Origin of the sequence: Sedimentitalea sp. (assembly GCF_039973035.1) — a bacterium.
Classification (GTDB): Bacteria; Pseudomonadota; Alphaproteobacteria; order Rhodobacterales; family Rhodobacteraceae; genus Sedimentitalea.
In genome coordinates this window covers 51,481-72,429 of record NZ_JBDWLR010000088.1, presented here as the reverse complement: position 1 = coordinate 72,429, position 20,949 = coordinate 51,481, and the positions used below count along the sequence as shown (strand labels likewise).

Sequence of the window (20,949 nt, the reverse complement as noted above, 5' to 3'; positions counted from 1 at the left end):
CCGGAACCGACATTAGCCTAGCGCACTATCACAGCGGCCACAGACACCAGCATGGGCGTGGGTGCCGACATCGGGGAGGATTTTCCAGCAACGCTGGCATTTCTCGCCCTCGGCAAGTGCGAACACCACCGCCACACCCGACACATCGTCGAGCGTGAACGCGCCCTCGGGTCGCGTATCGGTGCTCAGCTCGATCTGCGACGCGATGCAGACATCGGCAAAGTTCACGCCCTGCAACATCTCAACCATCTCGGCGCTGTCGAGATACACGACAGGTGCGGCCTCAAGGCTTGATCCGATGACCTTGTCGCGGCGTTGCACCTCCAGCGCCGCCGTGACGACCCGGCGCACATTGCGCACGCGATCGATGACTGCGGCCAGATCCGGGCGCAGCCAGTCTTCCGGTGTATCCGGCATGTCCTGTAGATGGATCGAGCTGTCCTCACCCGGGAACCGTTCGAGCCAGACCTCCTCGGTGGTAAAGACGAGGATCGGGGCCAGCCATGTGGTCAATCGGTGAAACACCATGTCCAGCACGGTAAGCGCCGCGCGACGGAACAGGCTATCATCCGCGTCGCAATACAGAACATCCTTGCGGATATCGAAATAGAACGCTGACAGATCGACCGTGGCAAAAGTGAACACCTTTTGGAACACGCCCTGAAAATCGAATGCGGCATAGCCGGCACGCACCTCGGCATCCAGTTCGGCCAGACGATGTGCAACCCATTGTTCCAGCGGCGGCATATCTGCGTTGGGAACCGGCTCGATGCTGTCAAAGTCCCCAAGAGAGCCGAGCATGAACCGCAGCGTGTTGCGCAGACGGCGATAGCTGTCGGCAACCCCTTTCAGGATCTCCGGGCCAATCCGCTGGTCGGCGGTGTAATCGGCCTGCGCCACCCACAGCCGCAGGATATCCGCGCCATATTGCTGCACGACCTTTTCCGGCACGATGGTGTTGCCGAGCGATTTGGACATCTTGTTGCCCTTTTCGTCCAGCGTGAACCCGTGGGTCACCACATTGCGATAGGGCGCGCGCCCGATGGTGCCACAGGCCTGCAACATCGAGGAATGGAACCATCCGCGATGCTGATCGGTGCCTTCCATATAGACGTCGGCAATGCCGTCCGCCGTGCCATCCGCCCGGTCCCGCAGCACAAAGGCATGGGTAGAGCCTGAGTCAAACCACACATCCAGAATGTCGAACACCTGCTCATAGGCTTCCGGATCGACGACACCGGAGAGGAACCGCTCTTTGGCCCCATCCTTGTACCACGCATCCGCGCCTTCGGTCTCGAACGCCTCGACGATCCGCGTGTTCACAGCCTCATCCCGCAGCAGGAAATCGACATCCGTGGGCAACGCGCCCTTTTTGACGAAACAGGTCAGCGGAACACCCCACGCGCGCTGGCGGCTCAGCACCCAGTCAGGCCGCGTTTCGATCATTGAAAACAGCCGATTGCGACCTCTCTGGGGGGTCCATTTTACCAGTTCATCGATGCTGGTCAGCGCCCGTTCCCGGATCGTGGTGCCATAGGTGTCCTGACCATCGCCCACCGCGCGGTCGATGGCCGCGAACCACTGCGGTGTATTGCGATAGATCACCGGGGCCTTGGAGCGCCAACTGTGCGGATAGCTGTGCTTGATCTTGCCACGCGCCAACAAGCCACCAGCCTCAACAAGCGTGTCAATCACCGCCTTGTTGGCATTGCCCTCCTTGCCGTTGGGCTTGAGGATGGCCTTACCGCCAAAGAGCGGCAGATCAGCGCGGAACCGGCCGTCGGGATTTACGTTATAGGTGATCACCTCACCCAGCATCCCGAGATCGCGATACAGTTCGAATTCATCCATCCCGTGGCTGGGCGCGCAATGCACGAACCCGGTGCCGTCTTCGTCGGTGACAAAGGGAGCGGCGCGAAAATCGCGTGGCTGATTCCATTCGCCATTGCCGCCTTCGACACCGGCAAGTGGATGTTGCAGGGTCATGCCCGATAGCTGCACCGGTGTGACATCGCGCACCCGGCGGTACATATCCTCGGTCAATCGCGCGCGGCCCATCACGTCGCCCGCCAACTTGTCAGCCAGCACAAAGCGATCCCCGACCTTTGCCCAGCTTTCCTCGGGCGTGGCGGTCACTTCGTAGAGCCCGTAGTCAAACGAGTCGCCAAAAACCACACCCTTGTTTGACGGTATGGTCCAAGGCGTCGTGGTCCAGATCACCACATGCGCGCCGATGAAATCGCGAGCTGCCGCCGCTTTGGCTTCGGCCACGGCTTGGCGGACCTCGTCGGTTTCCTCTTCGTCCGACAGGATCTGATCAGGCATCGAGAAATTCGTAATCTCAAATTTCACCCAGATCGTGAAGCTTTCCTTGTCGTGATACTCGACCTCGGCCTCGGCCAAGGCCGTCTGCTCGACCGGCGACCACATCACCGGTTTGCTGCCTTGGTACAGGGTCCCGTTCATCAGGAACTTCTGGAATTCGGCGGCGATCACCGCCTCGGCATGGAAATCCATCGTCAGGTAGGGATCGGGCCAGTTGCCGGTCACGCCCAGACGCTTGAACTCCTCGCGCTGGATATCAACCCAGCCCTCGGCGAACTTGCGGCATTCCTGACGAAAATCGAGAACGGGCACGTCGTCCTTATCACGGCCCTTTTTGCGGTACTGTTCTTCGATCTTCCATTCGATCGGAAGACCATGACAATCCCAGCCCGGCACATACCGCGCGTCAAATCCCATCATCTGATGGCTGCGCACAATCATGTCCTTGATGGTCTTGTTCAGAGCGTGGCCGATATGCAGGTGCCCATTGGCGTAGGGAGGTCCGTCATGTAGCGTGAACGGTGTGCGGCCCTGTTTCTCGCGGAGGCGGTCGTACACACCGATGTCTTCCCATCGCTCCAGCCAACCCGGCTCGCGCTTGGGCAGGCCCGCGCGCATAGGGAAATCGGTCTTGGGCAGGTTCAGGGTGGATTTGTAGTCGGCTGTTTCGGTCGTCGTATCGGCGCACATGGGTGGCGTCCTCTGGATCAGTCAAATCGGAATAGTTGCAAGCGGTCGGTGCGATGGCTCAAACACCTTTGCCCGGCGTCTCAGGGTCAGAGCGCCGGGGATATAATTCGAATAATGATCCGGACCATGCGCATCATGCCCCGGCTTATAGGGCGGGCTGCGAAGATGGTCCAGAGGATCTGGCAGTGCAGGGGTGTAGATCAATACTGGCCACTTGCCCGCAGGTCCACCTAGAAGAGTCGAGCCAGACGCCGCACCTGCAGAAAGGCCCACATAATTGGCCCTAAAGGCGCTCCGTCAGCACTGAAATGACCTCAATCAGACGTGAAAGAGGGTGCCGACAGCAAAGGCGATGGATGCCGCCAAACCGCCAATCAGAAAGGTCTCAATCCCGGATCGCCACCAAGGCGCAAGCGACCAGCGGCTCTTGAACGCGCCGATCGCAAAGAACACCGCCATTGTCATCACAGCAGACAGCTCAAACGCGCTCTCTGCTCCCAAGAGGAAGGGCAGAAGCGGGATAAAACCGGCGGTCAGGAAGGCCATGAATGTTGCCAAAGCAGCGCGCATGGGGTGCGGATCAACGCCGCTCAGACCATATTCCCCTTGCAGCATCAGGTCGATCCAACTGTCCCGGTCTGCAGTGATCGCCCGCGTCGCGTCATCAAGAACCGGCCCGTCCAGCCCCATCTGCAACAGGATTTCGCGCACTTCGCGCCGCTCACCGTCTGGGTAACGCTTGATATGGCGTTCCTCGATAGCGCGAACGCGGCGGATATTATCGAGCTCGGCCTTGGTCCCTGAATAGTTGCCAGCGGCCATTGAAAATCCGTCGGCCAGCACATTTGCGATGCCAAGGGCCACGATGACAAAGGGGGACAACCCGGCCCCCGCAACCCCGGCGACGATGGCAAAGGTGGTGACCGACCCGTCAATCGCCCCATAGACAAGATCGCGCAAGATTCCGCGCCCCGGTGGTGATCCGATCCGTATGGCGATCTCTTGCTGGCTGTGCCCGTGGTCCGGCATGGCTGTCACTCCTGTCGCTGGTGGTGACAGCCTGCCCGGCCCGCAGGCCCCGCGCCTTGTTTCAGATCAATCCGCCGGTTCAGGCACCAAGGCGCGCAATCATTTCGATCGGCGCGATCTGATGTCCATGAATCGCCGCAACCATGTTGCGAATCTTGATGGCCGTGTCAGGCCCCATCACCAGATGCAGCCCCAGAACAGGTGGCCCATCGGCCTTGCTTTGCCGATCTGCAAGACGGGCAAAGAACTCCTTGGCGAAATCGCTTCGGTTGGTTTCCGACTGCAAACTGAACCCGGCTCCGCGCAACGCATCGCGATAGATTTGCGGCGCACTCAATGCGCTCTGTTCCGGCCCGCTTGCCCAAGGGACTGGATAGGTCAGGTCTGGCTCGTCCACCGCCATGACATCGTAAATCCCGAACATCCCGCCCGGCTTCAGCACCCGCGCCACCTCGGCGGCCAACGCGGGCTTGTTCGCAATGTTCATCCCAACGTGAATCATATAGGCGGCATCGAACTGGTCATCCTCAAAGGGCATGTCCAGAATGCTGCCCTGCCTAAGATCGACGAGGTCCACCATCAATGCCTGTCCAGTCAGAGCATTGCCGGCCGTGACAAAATCCTCGGTAAGGTCAAGTCCCGTCACCCGCGCGGTGCTGACCTTGGCGACGTACCGGGCCGGGCCACCCAGACCACAACCCAGATCCAACACGCGACTGCCTGCCGAGATGCCGATGCGTTTGAGCAGATGTTCAGTGGCCTGACGCCCTCCGATGTGGAATTCGTCAAACAATGCAAGGGTCTCAAGGTCCAAGGGACGCTTTGCGCCAGCCTCGGCCAGCGCTGCTTCGATCCGGTCCAGCAATGACTTGCTGGAATAGTGTTCTGCAACTTCGGATACGTCCGTCACTGCATCTCTCCCCTGCCGTGATAACGCATCATACCGCAGCAAACTTACCTAACGTCAACATAAGAAATTTCTCGCGCGAATTCACGCCTCTTTTGCGCGGAAAAGACCGCTGAGCGCGTTCTTGATGATCCCCCGCACAGAGGGTCGACGCCCTTGTGTAAATGGCAGCGGGCGGCAGACCTCCATCGCCGCAACCCCGACCCGGGCCGACAGGGCCCCGTTGACCAGCCCCTCGCCAAAGCGGCGCGACAGTTTGGACAGGATCGATCCGCCAAGAATCGGTTCCAAAAGGTCATCGCCCACGGCCACGGCGCCAGTCGCGATCAGATGCGTGAACACCGCCCGTGTCAGCCGCCAGCTTCCGATCAGGCCCGAACGCCCGCCATAAATCTCGGCCACGCGCCGAATCATTCGCAGGTTCGCGGTGAGCGCGGTGATCACGTCGGCCAGCGCCAGTGGCACGAGCGCCGTTACGGTGGCCACCTGCCGCGCGGCGGCTTCGACCTCGCGACTGGCGGCGGCGTCCAGCGGCGCCAGCAGTTCGGCCTCGACCAGATTCAAAAGGCCCGAGGCATCAAACTGTTCCTCCATTCGCTCGGCCACCGATTGTCGGCCCCACTGGGTGTCATCTCGCCCGGCATAAAAGGCGAGCAGTTGCTTGGTCACCGCCCGCGCCTCCCCCAGATCACGATCCGCCAGTGCCGTATCAGCGGCGCGGTGCAGGCTGTCGATCCGGCCCAGTCGACCAATCGCCGCCATCTCTCGGAGTGCAATCACCAGCAGCACCAGCAACATCGCCGAGATCAGCCCGGTGACGATCCAGCCAAGGATCGGCGCACGCGTCAGCAAGCTGGTCACAAAATCCCATGCGGCGACCGACACCATCGCGCCAACCACTGCGCTGGCCAGCCCCCAGAACCATCGCGCCAGCCGTGATGGCCGCCGTGCGGCAAGCCGCGCCGCCATCTGCATGGCCTGCCCGTCAGGCACCGGCATATCGGGCACCGGAGGCGCACCTGAAACCGAAACTGGCGGTTCCCGATCCTCCAGATCAATCAGAACGGGGCCCTTTGTCATGCCGCGATCTCCTTTTGCCAGACATAAGTCTGTCTATGCGATGTCACAACGGTTGTTACGCGGTTGACCGGCGAGACCGGCACAAATCCTTGCCGCGCATAAAACCGCCGCGCGCCGGTATTGGCCTTGGGCGTTTGCAGGTGCAAGCGCGAGACCTTGCTTTTTGCCTCATCAATAAGCTGACGTCCGATCCCCTGTCCGCGACAGGTCGGTGCGGTGTACAGGGCGCAGATTTCCTGCCCGTCCCGTGCCAGAAACCCCCGCACAGCCGCGCCCAAGACAGCCACCGTAATCCAGTTGCGTTCTATCATGACGCCGCAAGCCCCAATCGCCTCGGCCGCCGAATGCAGGTCACACTCCGGCGACGCACGCAATGATTGCCACAGGATGTCTCCTGCCGCCCCTGCGTCCAACGGGGTTGCCGCGCGCACAACGACACTCACAACCGGTCACCGATCAGGAACTGCGCGGCGCGGTCAAGTCGGATGTGCGGGGGACCGTCTGCGGGTCGCAACTCAAGCGGAGCTGGCGCAAAGGACATCACCTGATAGTCCGCATCCAACCAACCCTCGGCCCCATCCCGCGCAGGGCCAAGCAATTGCGCAGGGTCCTGTGGCAACTCACCGGGATAGAACGCCGCCGCCTTGCCGCTCTCCAACAGACGCCCCCGCACACAATTCAGATCGCGCCCCTCATGGGCGCGAACCTCTTCTGTGGTGGCGCGCAGGGCAGCAATAGACATCGCGGATGTATCGGCGCCGGCAAACTGCGCGCGGTCTCGTGCTTCGCGGGTCAGGGCCTCCATGATCGCGGTCAGGCGGGCATGTTGCAGGTGGTGCAGATGGTCCGCCTTGGTCGCGGCAAACAGGATTTTCTCGACCCGCCGCCCCAAGAGAAGCTTGGTCAGAAATGCATTGCTGCCGGGACGGAAGGCCCCAAGGATATCGGCCATCGCCCCACGCATGTCCTCGACCGCCTGCGGCCCCTTGTGGATCGCACCAAGCGCATCGACCAACACCACCTGCCGGTCGATCCGGGCAAAATGGTCGCGAAAGAAGGGCTTTACCACTTCGGACTTATATGCCTCGAACCGCCGCTCCATTTCGCGCGCCAGCGACCGGCGCGGGGCGCTGCCTTGCGCGGGCAGCGGGGCGAACGTCAGGACCGGAGACCCGGCCAGATCGCCCGGCAGCAGAAATCGTCCCGGCGTACAATCATAATACCCGGCGATCCGTGCGGCCTGCAGATAGTCAGTGAACGTGCTCGCCAGGTTCTGCGCCACAGGCTCTTCCAGCGGCGCGTTCTGCTCCACTTTGGCCACAAGTTCACGATACGCCTCGGCGGATGGACGGTTCTGCAACCGGCCGAGTGTTTCCTCAGACCATTGCGCATAAGTCTTGTCGAGCAGCGCCAGATCGAGCAGCCACTCGCCGGGATAGTCAACGATATCAAGATGAATGGTACGCGGCCCCTGCAGCCCCGACAACAAGCCGGTGGGGCGCACCCGCAAGGACAGGCGTAACTCGCTGATTGCGCGGGTGCTGTCAGGCCAGTGCGGCTCTTTCGCCGTCAGCGCACCTAGGTGGGTTTCATAGTCAAACCGCGGCACGGTGTCGTCAGGCTGGGGTTGCAGAAATGCGGCCTCGATTCGCCCTTCCTGCGCGGCGGCGAGGCCAGGCATCCGCCCCCGGTCCAGCAGATTGGCCACAAGCGACGTGATGAACACCGTCTTACCCGACCGCGCCAACCCGGTCACACCCAGCCGGATCACAGGCTCGAACAGTGTTTCGCTGATTGTGTCACCTACGGATTCGATGCTGCGCACCAGCCCGTCGGCTATAGATGAAATGACCAAACCTGTACCCTGCCTCACCTCGTTCATCCCAAGATAGGGGGCGGTTGCAGCTGTTACCAGCCTTGCCGTTTCCTGCAACGCACGGTAGCAGCGCGCCATGCCGCGTTATGCTCTCAAAGTGGAATATCAGGGTGCGCCCTTTGCCGGATGGCAAAGGCAAAAGGATCAGCCGTCGGTGCAGGGTGCCATCGAATCAGCCCTGGCCCGTCTGGAACCACGCGACCACACGATTGCCGCCGCAGGGCGGACCGATGCAGGCGTACATGCGCTTGGGCAGGTGGCGCATTGCGACATGGCGCGTGACTGGGATGCGTTCCGCCTGTCCGAGGCGCTGAACTATCATCTCAAGCCCGCTCCGGTGGCAATTGTCGATTGCGCGCAGGTCGCAGAGGATTGGCATGCACGCTTTTCAGCGCAGGAACGCCGGTATCTCTTTCGCCTGGTGACGCGCCGCGCTCCGGCAACGCATGAGGCCGGACAGGTCTGGCAGGTCAAGCATCCGCTGGATATCGCGGCGATGCAGGCCGGGGCCGATCAGTTGATCGGGCGACATGATTTTACCACCTTCCGCAGCACGATTTGTCAGGCGGCAAGCCCCGTCAAAACGCTGGATGCGTTGCGGATTGAGGAGGTCGATGGATTTTCCGGACGCGAAGTGCAGTTCCACGTCCGCGCGCGGTCGTTCCTGCACAACCAAGTGCGCAGTTTTGTCGGCACGCTTGAGCGCGTCGGCGCAGGGGCTTGGGCGCCTGATGATTTGGGCAAAGCGCTCGCCGCGCGTGATCGCGCGGCTTGCGGGCCGGTCTGCCCGCCGCAGGGGTTGTATCTGGCGGCGGTGCAGTATCCCGAGGATCCGTTTGCCTGACCCAAAGAGGTCCGGTTCAGTTCAGATGTGTATCAAAGAACGCCAGCGTCCGCTCCCACGCGAGGGCGGCGGCTTCGGCGTCATAGCGGGGCGTCGTATCGTTGTGAAAGCCGTGGTTCACATCTGGATAGACGTGCACGGTGAATTCCTTGCCATTGGCCGTCAGCGCCTCTGCATAGGCGTCGGCCCCGGCATTGATGCGCTCATCCAGCCCGGCATAGTGGATCAGTAGCGGAGCGGAGATATCGGCAACGTCCTCGGCCGCGGGCTGACGCCCATAGAACGGAACGGATGCGGCAAGATCCGGATAGGCAACCGCCAGCGCATTGCACACACTGCCGCCATAGCAGAACCCCACGCATCCGACCTTACCAGTGGATGATGGGTGATCGCGCAAGAATTCGAAGGCCGCAAAGAAATCCTCCATCAGTTTTGCGCCATCCATTGACCGCTGCATTTCGCGGCCTTCATCGTCGGTCCCCGGATAGCCGCCAAGTGGTGACAACCCGTCAGGACCAAGCGCGAGATATCCCGCCTTGGCAGCGCGGCGCACCACATCTTCGATATAGGGGTTCAAACCACGGTTTTCGTGCACTACGAGAACAGCGGGCAGTTTGCCTTCTGCGTCTGCCGGGCGGGCCATCAATCCGCTGATCGTTCCATGTCCATCGGGGCTTTCATAGGTGATCCGTTCGGTCACGATCGACGGATCGTCCGGCGCCACCTGCTGCGCCAACGCATAGTTTGGCGCAAGTTGTTCAAGGATCATCGCCCCTGTCACGCCAGCCGCCGCATATCGCCCCGCGCGGGTGATGAAATCGCGCTTGGACATCTGACCGTGAACGTAACCGTCGAATATTTCGAGGATACGGGAATCAAAATCGCTTGCTTTCCGGCGAACGGGATTTGGCATGGCACTCTCCTTTGACAGCGGTATCTGCCCGATAGCTTAGCGCCGAACAGATCGCTTTCAAATTGAATCCAGCCCTGTTTCAGAACGTTCTGCGCGTGTTCCCGCCTATTCCGCCGCTTCGGCATACTCCTCCATCGGCGGGCAGGTGCAGACGAGGTGGCGGTCGCCATAGACGTTGTCGACGCGGTTTACGGGCGGCCAGTATTTATCGACCCGGAAGGCACCTGGCGGGAAACAGCCCTGTTCGCGCGAATAGGGGCGATCCCAGTCTTTCACGAGATCCTCCATCGTGTGCGGCGCATTCTTGAGCGGGTTGTTGTCCTTGTCGATCCGGCCCTCTTCGATTTCCCGGATCTCGTCACGGATCGCCAGCATCGCGTCACAGAACCGATCAAGCTCGGCCTTGGTCTCGCTTTCGGTCGGCTCGATCATCAGGGTTCCGGCAACCGGCCAGCTCATCGTGGGTGCGTGAAACCCGTTGTCGATCAGGCGCTTGGCGATGTCATCAACGGTGACGCCGGCGCTTTCGGCATACGGGCGTGTATCCAGGATACACTCATGCGCCACCCGGCCTGTCTTGCCGCGATAGAGCACGTCATATGCGCCCTCCAGTCGTTTGGCGATGTAGTTGGCGTTCAAGATCGCCACCCGCGTCGCCTGTGTCAGCCCGTCGCCGCCCATCAGCAAACAATAGGCCCAGCTGATTGGCAGAATCGAAGGCGACCCATAGGGTGCCGCCGAAACTGGCCCTTCCTGTCCACCCGTTGACGGATGGCCCGGCAAGTGCGGTTCAAGATGCGCCTTGACCCCGATCGGTCCCATGCCGGGTCCGCCGCCGCCGTGCGGGATGCAGAACGTCTTGTGCAGGTTGAGGTGGCTGACATCACCGCCCAAATCGCCGGGGCGCGACAGACCGACCATCGCATTCATGTTGGCCCCGTCGATATAGACCTGTCCGCCATGCTCGTGCACGATCTTGCAGACCTCGGTGACCGTTTCCTCAAACACACCGTGCGTCGAGGGATAAGTTACCATGCACCCGGCCAGATCGGCAGCGTGTTTTTCCGCCTTGGCACGGAAATCATCGAGATCGATATCCCCGTTGGCCGCCGATTTTACCGGCACGACCTTCCATCCGACCATATTGGCGCTGGCAGGGTTGGTGCCATGCGCGCTCATCGGGATCAGACAGATGTCGCGGTGCCCTTCTCCGTTGGCACGATGATAGGCCGCGATGGTCAGCAAACCTGCATATTCACCCTGTGCACCGGAATTCGGCTGCATCGACAGCGCGTCATACCCGGTGATCTCGCACAGCTTGCTGGACAAATCGTCAATGAGTTCATGATACCCCTGCGCCTGATCTGCCGGGCAGAACGGGTGCAAACGCGAGAACTCGCGCCAGCTAACCGGCATCATCTCGGCTGCGGCGTTCAGCTTCATCGTACAACTGCCCAGCGGGATCATCGCCCGGTCAAGCGCAAGGTCGCGATCTGCAAGCCTGCGCATATAGCGCATCATCTCGGTTTCGGCGCGGTTCATGTGAAAGATCGGGTGGGTCAGATAGTCCGACGTACGGTGCAGTTTTGACGGCACGCGATACTCTGGTTCAAACTGATCATCGGCACGGACGATACCAAAGGCGCGCCAGACCGCTTCCACGTTCTCGGGGCGGGTGCATTCATCAAGGCTGATCCCGACGCGATGTTCCCCGACACGGCGCAGGTTGATGTTCTCGTCCACCGCCGATTTCAGAACCGCGGCCTGCAAGGGCCCCACATCAACGGTGATGGTGTCAAAGAATGACTGCGGATCAACCTTGAACCCGGCCTCTTCCAAGCCTTTGGCGAGACGCACTGTCTTGCGGTGAATTCGCTGCGCAATGGCCATAAGGCCCTTGGGGCCGTGAAACACTGCATACATCGACGCCATGACAGCGAGCAGCGCTTGTGCTGTGCAGACATTGCTGGTCGCCTTTTCGCGGCGAATATGCTGTTCGCGGGTTTGCAGCGACAGGCGATAGGCACGGTTTCCGTGGCTGTCGACGCTGACCCCAACCAGCCGGCCAGGCATGGCGCGGGCGTATTCGGCCTTGGTCGCCATATAGGCGGCGTGTGGGCCGCCATAGCCAAGCGGGACGCCGAACCGCTGGGTGCTGCCGACGGCAATATCCGCGCCCATTGCGCCTGGCTCTTTCAGCAGAGTCAGTGCAAGTGGGTCGGCGGACATGACGGCAATCGCCTTGTGTTCATGCAGCGCAGCGATCTGGTCGGTAAAGTCGCGCACGTGACCATAGGTTCCGGGATATTGGAACAGCGCGCCAAAGACCTTGTCCGCCTCGAGCTTGTCCGGATTGCCAACGATCACTTCGATTCCCAATGGGGCCGCGCGGGTCTGGATCACCGCAATATTCTGCGGGTGACAATCGCGATCCACGAAGAATGCCTTGACCTTGGACTTGGACACCCGCTGCGCCATCGTCATCGCCTCGGCACAGGCGGTTGCCTCGTCCAATAGCGAAGCATTGGCGATCTCAAGCCCGGTCAGGTCACTGATCATGGTCTGGTAGTTCAGCAGCGCCTCGAGCCGCCCTTGGCTGATCTCGGGCTGATAGGGCGTATAGGCGGTGTACCACGCCGGGTTCTCAAGAATGTTGCGTTGGATGGCGGGCGGTGTCACCGTTCCGTAATAGCCTTGCCCGATCAGGCTCGTCAGAACCTTGTTCTTGGCCGCGACCAACCGCATATGGTGCAACAGTTCCCGTTCGGATTTGGCCCGCCCGAAATCCAGCTTTTCTTTCTGCCGGATCCCTGCGGGCACCGTGTCATCAATCAGCGCCTCGACACTTTCAGCCCCCACCGTGGCCAACATCTGGTCCATCTCTTCTGGGGACGGGCCGATATGGCGACGATTGGCAAAGTCATAGGGTAGATATTCGGTGGGTTCAAAAGGCATCGCGTGTCTCCGGAAATGGCGGGTCCGCGCCGATTGGCACCCCGCTCGTCAGTCTCTTGCCAGATGGTGTGCGCCAGAGGCCAATGCCCCCGGCGCGAGATCTTATGCGATGAAGTCCTTGTAGGCGGCTTCATCCATATAATCGGTCATCGGGCTGGTGTCGGAGGCCTTGATCTTGAAGAACCAGGCGGCGCCTTGCGCATCTTCGTTTACTAGGCCGGGATTGTCGGCCAGCGCATCGTTGACCTCGACGATTTCGCCATCGAGCGGCGCGAGAATATCGCTGGCCGCTTTGACGCTTTCGATGACGACGATCTCTTCGTCCTTGGTCACTTCGGTGCCTGCTTCGGGCAGCTCCACGAACACCACGTCGCCCAGTTGTTCTGCCGCGTGCTCGGTGATCCCGACCACGATCAGTTCACCTTCTTCCAGCAGCCATTCATGTTCTTCGGTAAATTTCATGTCCGGTTTTCCCTCTTGGACTAGCGCTTGAAATTGGCTGCCACGAACGGCAGCTTTGTGACTTTGAGCGGCAGGCGCTTGCCGCGCAGCTCGCCGTATACTGTGGTTTCGGGCGCCGCGAGTTCGGTTGGGACATAGCCCATCGCAACCGGCCCACCAACCGTCGGGCCAAAGCCGCCCGAGGTGATCACGCCGACCTGATCGCCGCCTTCGGAGGCCGCAAAGAGCGCCACACCTTCACGCATTGGCGCACGCCCTTCAGGCCGCAACCCGACGCGTTTGCGCGCAGGCCCCGCGGCCATCTGTGCGAGAACGGCATCGGCACCGGGGAACCCGCCCGCGCGCGCGCCGTCAGTGCGACGTGCCTTTTGTATGGCCCAGGTCAGCCCCGCCTCGGCGGGCAATGTGGTTTCATCAATATCATGACCATAAAGGCACAGCCCGGCCTCCAGCCGCAGCGAATCCCGTGCGCCCAACCCGATTGGTGCAACTGCGTCATGCGACAATAGGAGCCTCGCCAGCGCTTCCGCATGGCGATTGGGAACCGAGATCTCGTATCCGTCCTCGCCGGTATATCCGGACCGCGACACCCAGCATTCCACCCCGTCCAACATCACTGTGGCAACATCCATGAAGGCCATGTCGATGACACGCGCATTCAGGCTTTCCAGCACGGTTTGTGCCTCGGGACCCTGCAACGCCAAAAGCGCGCGATCGGTCACCTCTGTCACGGTGATCCCCGGCTCCAACGCGGATTTCATGCGGGCGATGTCCGCCTCTTTGCATGCCGCGTTGACCACCACGTAAAGATGATCACCCCGGTTTGCGAACATCAGATCGTCAAGAATGCCGCCTCTGTCATTCAGGAACAGGCCATAGCGCTGTCGCCCTTCGCCCAACCCGGCCACATCCATCGGCACAAGCGTCTCAAACGCGGCAGCGATGTCGGCATACGGCGCGCCGGACAGGATCACCTGTCCCATATGGCTCACATCAAATAATCCGGCGCTGTTGCGCGTCTGGCTATGCTCGGCCATGATCCCTTCGGGATACTGAACAGGCATACTATAGCCCGCAAAGCCAACCATCCTTGCACCCAGCTCATCATGCAGCGGATGAAGCGGTGTTTGTTTAAGATCGGTCATACCTGCTCCTGTCACAGGCCGATGCGATTTTGTAAAATCATCCCGGCACCCCAAAACCACGCGGAATCGCGCGGTACGATGCCCCCTCTGTCCTTTCGCCTGAGATCGCTATCCCTTCGGCGGACGCAATGCGCCTCTCTCCAGAGCTTCTAATGCAAACGGTCCCTTGAGCCTGAGAGTTTCCGGGGCGGTTGCTCCTTCGGCACCGGACGATTCGACCGGTTCTCCCGCATGCATTGGTATACGGTAGCGTCAGTGTGAATTGCCGACAAGCCCCTGCGGTCCTGCGTTCGCCCACATTGCGCAAAAGACGCGTGAATGTGCGTCCAGCCAATGCGTAACAAGTTGGGCGCGCTGCGCATAATCCGGTTGCCGTGGCCGCGTTTGATGGCAAGGATGGCCACATGTCTCAGCCGCCCCCAAAGAAACGCCGCCCGGCCACTGCACTGATCGCATTTGCGCGCGCCCTTTCGATGGAAGAGCCTGTAGATCATGGCGAGGTCGACGATCTGGTTGATTCTGTCAGCCTCGCCCCGGCCGAACGGATCGCGCTGGTTTCGGCGCTGCATCAGGTCAATCATGATGAACTGGCGCTGGTGATCTCTGATCTGCTTGGCCGCCGCATCGCCCGGCTGCGCGAGCGGGAAAGCGGATTGCGAGATCTGGACGAGGTCGTGGGGATCTGGACACAACGGCTGAGTGCCGGGGCGCTATTGGCGGCGGCTGGTGCAACAATCGCGGGCGCGTTAGCCGGTGATGCGGCCATTGCTGCGCTGTCCGTGCCCACCATCGGGGGTATCGCGGTTGCACTCGGCAGATTGCGGCTGCGGCGCGGGCAAGCCAAGCTGTTTCGGGAACGTGAGGAAACCGAACATCTGTTGCGGAGTACGCTAGAGGCACTGAAATCGCGTTAGAATACCGCCTGCATCCGGAAACTGGTGTTGATTCGAAATGAACTGTAGGCGCTTTCTGGTGGATCGAAGGTGGAATTTTCGCCAGAATCGACTATATTGATATCAGAGAAGGAGAACTGTGATGTTCGAGACCCTTGGTTTGGATAGTCTGATACTCGGAACCAGCGTATGCGCGGGCCTGATTGGCTTGGGCGCGGCCTCGTACATGAGTTTTCGTGCACGTCAGGCCGAGACTGTGCCGGATGTCAGCGAGAGCGTCAAATCGGCGCCCTATCACCGTTTGCACAACGTTCTGCCAATCGAACGCTGAAACCGCGAACAACCTTACCCCTCCGGCCCCATCCTGTTGAACCAGTCCAGATCGCGCACGCTGATCATACCGGACAGGATAATCGTTACCACGACAGCCCAGATCACCAGCGCAACAGCTGTTGAAATCAACGCCTTTTTCTTCAGATTGTGAACCTCAGGTGCCCCGGAATGGGTTCCGGGTTCAATCTTGCCTTCATCGCCTTGCGTCCGCACACGGATCGGCAAGGCGACAAAGAATGTCATGAACCAGATGATCGCGAACAATACGATTGCAGATACGATGGACATGCGGCGCTCCGTGCTTTCAGTAAACCGTGATTCAGACCTGTTCCAGCTCGACCAAGCACCCGTTGAAGTCCTTGGGATGCAGGAACAGCACTGGCTTGCCATGTGCGCCGATCTTGGGGGTCCCATCGCCCAGCACCCGTGCGCCTGTTGATTTCAGATGATCGCGCGCGACCAGAATGTCATCGACCTCATAGCAGACATGGTGAATGCCGCCTGATGGATTCTTGTCGAGAAACCCCTGGATCGGGCTGTTTTCGCCCAAGGGATACAGCAGTTCGATCTTGGTGTTTGGCAGTTCGATGAACACCACAGTCACGCCGTGATCGGGTTCGTCCTGTGGCGCACCGACCGTCGCACCAAGGGCGTTGGCATATTGCGCTGACGCGGCCTCCAGATCCGGTACGGCAATGGCGACATGGTTCAGGCGTCCGATCATGGGTCTTTCCTCATCTGCTGTGTTGCAGGCCTTATGCGATGGACGATCCCCAAGAGCAATGGGACCATTTCGCCCGTCTGCGCCGGGCGGCATTCAATGTCGTAAATGACGTCAGGCACCCGCGATCTGCTCGGCCTCAGCCCTTGCTGGCAGAAGGCCGTGGCGCAATCATTTCCCAATGTTCGCCCATCGCTACGATGCAGGATGTTCCGTTCGCATAGTTCTGAATCATCGTCCAGTCGCCTGAATGTGGCTCTGTCCATACTTCGATAACAGCATCGGGGCCGCGCAGCCCCTGCCCCTGCTTTTTGGCGCCCAGAACGTCGGACAATTGATATTGCAGACGCGCGCGGTCGTCACAGGCAAAATCCGACAGCTCTGCTGCCACAATCTGTGGGCAAACGAGCAAGCAGGTCACGACACATATCGATCTGAACATCATGGCGCGATTCTAGCACGCGAAACGCGTTATGTAACAGCAGCATAACGAATTGGTCGAATTTTCATAAGATCGACACCGACGCTGACCGGTTCCGCCAGGCATCACGCCATCGGCTTCCCAGACGTCATCCGCTAACCTGCGGGACTTTACAATTCCGTGTCAATTCCGTCGCACAACGGTTGCATGCCAACCGTAATCGCCCCCCAACACCTTGGGGGAACTGATGCTTGCACTTGAAGCACTGACAAAATCGTTTGGCGACAAAAAGGCCGTAGACAACATCGGTTTTGTCGTCGAACGCCCGATGATGATCGGCGTTATCGGCCGATCCGGCGCAGGTAAATCGACATTGCTGCGCATGCTCAACTGCCTGAGCGACGTCACAAGCGGATCGATCCGTTTTGATGGGCAAGAGATCACATTGCTCAGGGGAGCACAGCGTCGGGAATGGCAATCGCGCTGTGCGATGATCTTTCAGCAGTTCAACCTCGTGCCGCGCATGGATGTGGTTTCAAACGTGTTGCACGGCACGTTGAACCGCCGATCCACCCTTGCAACGATGTTCAACCTCTATCCCCAGAGCGACATCCATAAGGCGATCGAAATCCTTGACCGCCTTGGAATTGCCGAACAGGCCGCGAAACGCGCCGAGGCGCTGTCGGGCGGTCAGCAACAACGGGTCGCCATCGCCCGTGCACTGATGCAGGACCCGCAGATCATTCTGGCGGATGAACCCATCGCCTCGCTGGACCCGATGAATGCCCAAATCGTGCTGGAGGCCCTGCGCCGCATCCACGAAGAAGACGGGCGTATGGTCATTGCCAACCTGCATACGCTTGATACCGCGCGACGTTATTGCGACCGGGTCATCGGGATGCGCGATGGCCGCATGGTGTTTGACGGCACGCCTGAACAGCTGACCACCGGCGTTGCCCGCGACATCTATGGCGCCGGCGCGGATTTTTCCGAAACCGCAACCTCGACCGAAATCGAAACACTGGACAGACCTTCCGTGCGCGAAGCCGAAGCGTACGTCTGACCCAGTCGCCCATCCCGCACCTCTGCGGGCCCATTCATCCACGGAGAAACAGATGAAAAAGACACTTGCCTTCGCTCTGGCCACCACCGCGCTTGTCGGCGCCGCACAGGCTCAGGACATCAGCGAATTCCGCATTGGCGTACTAGGTGGTGAAAACGCTCAGGACCGCATGGCCTCGAACGAATGCGTCCGCGCCTATGTCGAAGACCTGCTCGGCGTCGAAACCAAGATCTTCACCCCCGCCGACTATGACGGCGTGATCCAGGGGCTGCTGGGTGGCAGCATCGACATGGCATGGCTGGGGGCATCGGCCTATGCCAAAACATATCTGACCGACCCCGAAGCGGTCGATGTCGTTCTGGTCAAAACCAACCTTGATGGTTCCTATGGCTATCATTCGGTCGGGTTTACCCGCGCTGACAGCGGTGTCACCTCGCTGGATGACATGAAGGGCAAGGTGTTTGCCTTTGGCGATCCAAACTCAACCTCAGGCTTTCTAATCCCATCCGTTGAAATTCCCAAGGCGATCAATGCCACTATGGAATCTGGCGACTATTTCGAGGAAGTCCGCTTTGTCGGCGGTCACGAACAGACCATCGTTGCTGTGGCCAATGGTGATGTCGATGCGGGTGTGACCTGGGCCGACGGTCAGGGAGACTGGCTCGACGGATACAACTCCGGCGCGCTGCGCAAGGCATCAGACTCGGGCCTTGTGGACATGAACGATCTGGTCGAAATCTGGAAATCGGAAATCATCCCCGAAGGTCCGATCGTTCTGCGTCGCGATCTGCCCGAACAGGTCAAGGCCAACGTGACTGCATTCCTCGAAGGTCTGCATGCCCAAGACGAAGAATGTGCCTATAACATGGCCGCGGGCGAAACCTCGGGCTTCTTCCCGATCACACATGATGCCTACAAGAACATCATTGCCGTGCGTCAGGCCGTTCAGGGTAACTAAGCCAAACAACACCGGATCGGGGCAGCGCACACCGCTGCCCCGTTTGACTTGGAGTGCCACATGACAGACGCCGCACTAACAGGATCGACCCCGCTCCTGATCGACCGCATTCAGGACAGCTATATGGCCCAAGTGCGCCGTCGCCGCATGTATGGTGGGCTGACGCTGGCGCTGTTTGTATTGCTCATGGCGTCCGGTTTCATGATCGCGGACGACCGGAATGCCGGTGGGTTCTGGGATGGCTGGCCGCAGATTCTGGATTTTCCCACCGATGTCGTTTCCGAGGCATGGGAAAAACGGGCCGATCTGCCGGGTCTGCTGGCCAAATACTTTCCCGCCCTGATCGAGACGATCAATATCGCGGCGGCCTCGACCCTGCTGGGGGCGCTGCTGGGGCTGGTCCTGTCGTTGCTGTCGACCCGCGGGCTTGCCAAATGGCCGCGTCTGATCTCTGTGTTCCGACGTTTCATGGACGTTCTGCGCGCTGTCCCTGAAATCGTGGTCGCGCTGGTTCTCATCTTCATCCTCGGTGGAGGGCCGGTGCCCGCCATGATCGCGATTGCGCTGCATACAGCGGGCGCATTGGGCAAGATGTTTTCCGAAGTCGCCGAGAACGCCGATCTGAAATCCGTCGAAGGTCTGAGTTCCACCGGGGCGACATGGACACAACGCATGTGGCTGGGCGTCTTGCCTCAGGTTGCGCCGAACTTCCTGAGCTACACCCTCCTACGATTTGAAATCAACATTCGCGCCTCGGCCATTCTGGGCTTTGTCGGCGCGGGCGGCATCGGTTCGGAACTGCGCCATGCCATGTCCTGGGGGCCCGGTCGCTTTGACGAGGCCGCCGCCATATTCCTTTTGCTGTTTGGCGCGATCGTTTTCTTTGACCAGCTCTCCAGCCGCTACCGCAACAAACTGACCAAAGGGCATCAGGCATGACCGACGCATCCGTCACCCTTAACTCCGCAAAGCTCGCGGCAGATGACCTGTTTCGCCGCAAGCGACTGATCGCTCTTGCGGTACCCGCACTGGCGCTGGCCTATCTCGTCTATATCGCCATTTCGTTTGACGTCGCCGGGCTGACGCGGCGGGCAAGTCTGAACAATGCTGCCATCCTGGCGTCGGACACATGGTCCTACAAGGTCCACGTCACCCGCGACAACCGGCGCGGAGGCACCACCTATGCGATCGAAGGAGAACGCAAAGGAACCTATGAGGAAGGCACACGCCCGGCCTGGATCAATGACGAAAGTGACGACGCGTTGATCATCGATCTCGGCGAGGGGCATGTGGTCCAGTTCCTCCCCGATAATGCAGCGGTTTACGATGTGCCCGGTTTTGGCCGGATCGAAACGCAGTTGGTTGATGGCAGCATTCGAACCAACCTGACAGAGCCGATCCCCGACTGGATCAACCTCTCTGACAAACGCATCACCATCACCACCGAGGCCGGTCGCATGTCGATGACCAGAACCCGCACCGAAGTGCTCCGCTATTTCGCCGGATGGGAGATGTTCTGGTTCACCCTCGACAGCCCGTATCATGGACGTAGCTTCACCGAAATCGCGGTGGGTGACCGCATTGATCCGACACGCGGTAACCTGTCCGGTGCCGTATCCGATATCTGGAACAACGGCATGTGGCGGCACAAGGACGTGGCCTGGGCTATGGGCGAAACCATTCTGATGGCGTTTCTCGGCACGTTCGGGGCCGCCATCATCGCGCTTCCGCTGGCGTTTCTGGCGGCGCGAAACTTTGCGCCCCTCGCGTTGGTTCGCGGCTTTACCCGACGCATATTCGATTTTCTGCGGGGTGTTGATGCGCTGATCTGGACGGTGGTTCTGGCCCGTGCGTTCGGCCCCGGCCCGCTGACCGGTGCACTGGCGATCCTCGTTACTGACAGCGGCACCTTCGGCAAAATCTTTTCCGAGTCCCTTGAGAATGTCGACGAAAAACAGATCGAGGGGGTCAGCTCGACCGGCGCGAAACCGCTCCAGCGCTATCGCTTTGGTGTGATCCCGCAGGTCGTGCCAGTGCTGCTGGCGCAGATCCTGTACTTTCTCGAATCCAATACCCGCTCGGCCACGATCATCGGCGCGATCACCGGCGGCGGCATTGGCCTGTTGCTGACGCAGGCCATCCAGACCCAGAAGGACTGGGAAGAAGTCGCCTATTACATCGTTCTCGTCATCCTTATGGTCATGGTGATGGACTGGTTTTCAGGCTGGCTGCGCGGCCGATTGATCGGACGCAAAGATTGATCGTACTTGCGTGGTGGGATTGGTCACACGACGCCCGGTACCAAGCCCTGCGGGACCTCAGCAGGTTGCCCGT

General features: G+C 60.3%; 20 protein-coding genes and 1 riboswitch. Of the genes, 7 read left to right on the top strand and 13 right to left on the bottom strand.

What is annotated here, in order from left to right; all coding sequences use genetic code 11:
* Positions 1 to 12: 12 nt before the first annotated feature.
* The 6 genes from ileS to ABJO75_RS22490 form a co-directional block, all read right to left on the bottom strand.
* Positions 13 to 3,015, bottom strand: coding sequence for an isoleucine--tRNA ligase (gene ileS / locus ABJO75_RS22515; protein ID WP_348126137.1), 3,003 nt, complete (start codon positions 3,013 to 3,015; stop codon positions 13 to 15).
* Positions 3,016 to 3,333: 318 nt separating this feature from the next.
* Complete coding sequence (locus ABJO75_RS22510; RefSeq protein ID WP_348126136.1) at positions 3,334 to 4,044, bottom strand: VIT1/CCC1 transporter family protein; 711 nt, start codon at positions 4,042 to 4,044, stop codon at positions 3,334 to 3,336.
* 79 nt (positions 4,045 to 4,123) lie between these two features.
* The gene (locus tag ABJO75_RS22505) at positions 4,124 to 4,954 is read right to left on the bottom strand and encodes a class I SAM-dependent methyltransferase (protein ID WP_348126134.1); all 831 of its coding nucleotides are present in this window, start codon (positions 4,952 to 4,954) and stop codon (positions 4,124 to 4,126) included.
* A gap of 81 nt (positions 4,955 to 5,035) precedes the next feature.
* Positions 5,036 to 6,031: a TIGR01620 family protein gene (locus ABJO75_RS22500; RefSeq protein WP_348126132.1), complete on the bottom strand. Its 996-nt coding sequence runs from the start codon at positions 6,029 to 6,031 to the stop codon at positions 5,036 to 5,038.
* Positions 6,028 to 6,474 carry a GNAT family N-acetyltransferase gene (locus ABJO75_RS22495; RefSeq protein WP_348126130.1) on the bottom strand — a complete coding sequence of 149 codons (447 nt, stop codon included), beginning with the start codon at positions 6,472 to 6,474 and terminating at the stop codon, positions 6,028 to 6,030. The genes ABJO75_RS22500 and ABJO75_RS22495 overlap by 4 nt, the downstream gene beginning before the upstream one ends.
* On the bottom strand, positions 6,471 to 7,886 hold the full coding sequence (locus ABJO75_RS22490) for a YcjX family protein (protein ID WP_348126364.1): 1,416 nt from the start codon (positions 7,884 to 7,886) through the stop codon (positions 6,471 to 6,473). The genes ABJO75_RS22495 and ABJO75_RS22490 overlap by 4 nt, the downstream gene beginning before the upstream one ends.
* A gap of 97 nt (positions 7,887 to 7,983) precedes the next feature.
* On the opposite strand from ABJO75_RS22490, the gene truA reads away from it, so the two are divergent.
* Complete coding sequence (gene truA / locus ABJO75_RS22485) at positions 7,984 to 8,751, top strand: tRNA pseudouridine(38-40) synthase TruA (RefSeq protein WP_348126128.1); 768 nt, start codon at positions 7,984 to 7,986, stop codon at positions 8,749 to 8,751.
* Positions 8,752 to 8,767: 16 nt separating this feature from the next.
* Here truA and yghX read toward each other — a convergent pair whose 3' ends face one another.
* The 4 genes from yghX to gcvT form a co-directional block, all read right to left on the bottom strand.
* A complete protein-coding gene (gene yghX, locus ABJO75_RS22480) occupies positions 8,768 to 9,664 on the bottom strand; it encodes a YghX family hydrolase (protein WP_348126126.1) in 897 nt (298 codons plus the stop codon).
* A 105-nt stretch (positions 9,665 to 9,769) separates the two neighbouring features.
* Positions 9,770 to 12,619: an aminomethyl-transferring glycine dehydrogenase gene (gene gcvP, locus ABJO75_RS22475; protein ID WP_348126124.1), complete on the bottom strand. Its 2,850-nt coding sequence runs from the start codon at positions 12,617 to 12,619 to the stop codon at positions 9,770 to 9,772.
* A 102-nt stretch (positions 12,620 to 12,721) separates the two neighbouring features.
* Entirely contained in the window at positions 12,722 to 13,081 is a 360-nt protein-coding gene (gene gcvH / locus ABJO75_RS22470; RefSeq protein WP_348126122.1) for a glycine cleavage system protein GcvH, read from the bottom strand.
* 20 nt (positions 13,082 to 13,101) lie between these two features.
* Entirely contained in the window at positions 13,102 to 14,226 is a 1,125-nt protein-coding gene (gene gcvT / locus ABJO75_RS22465) for a glycine cleavage system aminomethyltransferase GcvT (RefSeq protein ID WP_348126120.1), read from the bottom strand.
* A gap of 149 nt (positions 14,227 to 14,375) precedes the next feature.
* Positions 14,376 to 14,466: riboswitch (glycine riboswitch) on the bottom strand.
* A gap of 164 nt (positions 14,467 to 14,630) precedes the next feature.
* On the opposite strand from gcvT, the gene ABJO75_RS22460 reads away from it, so the two are divergent.
* Together ABJO75_RS22460 and ABJO75_RS22455 are read left to right on the top strand one after the other, a co-directional pair.
* A complete protein-coding gene (locus ABJO75_RS22460; protein ID WP_348126118.1) occupies positions 14,631 to 15,140 on the top strand; it encodes a hypothetical protein in 510 nt (169 codons plus the stop codon).
* 121 nt (positions 15,141 to 15,261) lie between these two features.
* Complete coding sequence (locus ABJO75_RS22455) at positions 15,262 to 15,450, top strand: hypothetical protein (protein ID WP_348126116.1); 189 nt, start codon at positions 15,262 to 15,264, stop codon at positions 15,448 to 15,450.
* A 14-nt stretch (positions 15,451 to 15,464) separates the two neighbouring features.
* Here the strand turns inward: ABJO75_RS22455 and ABJO75_RS22450 are convergent, their stop codons facing one another.
* From ABJO75_RS22450 to ABJO75_RS22440, 3 genes are all read right to left on the bottom strand, one after another.
* Entirely contained in the window at positions 15,465 to 15,740 is a 276-nt protein-coding gene (locus ABJO75_RS22450) for a DUF1467 family protein (RefSeq protein WP_348126115.1), read from the bottom strand.
* A gap of 31 nt (positions 15,741 to 15,771) precedes the next feature.
* Complete coding sequence (gene mce / locus ABJO75_RS22445; RefSeq protein WP_348126113.1) at positions 15,772 to 16,176, bottom strand: methylmalonyl-CoA epimerase; 405 nt, start codon at positions 16,174 to 16,176, stop codon at positions 15,772 to 15,774.
* Between the two features lie 136 nt (positions 16,177 to 16,312).
* Positions 16,313 to 16,594: a hypothetical protein gene (locus ABJO75_RS22440; protein WP_348126111.1), complete on the bottom strand. Its 282-nt coding sequence runs from the start codon at positions 16,592 to 16,594 to the stop codon at positions 16,313 to 16,315.
* Between the two features lie 247 nt (positions 16,595 to 16,841).
* Here ABJO75_RS22440 and phnC point away from each other — a divergent pair, with 247 nt between their 5' ends.
* The 4 genes from phnC to phnE (ABJO75_RS22420) are packed head-to-tail and all read left to right on the top strand — an operon-like array spanning position 16,842 to position 20,876.
* Positions 16,842 to 17,657, top strand: a complete 816-nt coding sequence (gene phnC / locus ABJO75_RS22435) for a phosphonate ABC transporter ATP-binding protein (protein WP_348126109.1) — start codon at positions 16,842 to 16,844, stop codon at positions 17,655 to 17,657.
* Between the two features lie 52 nt (positions 17,658 to 17,709).
* A complete protein-coding gene (gene phnD, locus ABJO75_RS22430) occupies positions 17,710 to 18,615 on the top strand; it encodes a phosphonate ABC transporter substrate-binding protein (protein WP_348126107.1) in 906 nt (301 codons plus the stop codon).
* 60 nt (positions 18,616 to 18,675) lie between these two features.
* Positions 18,676 to 19,554: a phosphonate ABC transporter, permease protein PhnE gene (gene phnE / locus ABJO75_RS22425; RefSeq protein ID WP_348126105.1), complete on the top strand. Its 879-nt coding sequence runs from the start codon at positions 18,676 to 18,678 to the stop codon at positions 19,552 to 19,554.
* Positions 19,551 to 20,876, top strand: a complete 1,326-nt coding sequence (gene phnE, locus ABJO75_RS22420) for a phosphonate ABC transporter, permease protein PhnE (RefSeq protein ID WP_348126103.1) — start codon at positions 19,551 to 19,553, stop codon at positions 20,874 to 20,876. The genes phnE (ABJO75_RS22425) and phnE (ABJO75_RS22420) overlap by 4 nt, the downstream gene beginning before the upstream one ends.
* Positions 20,877 to 20,949: the final 73 nt, after the last annotated feature.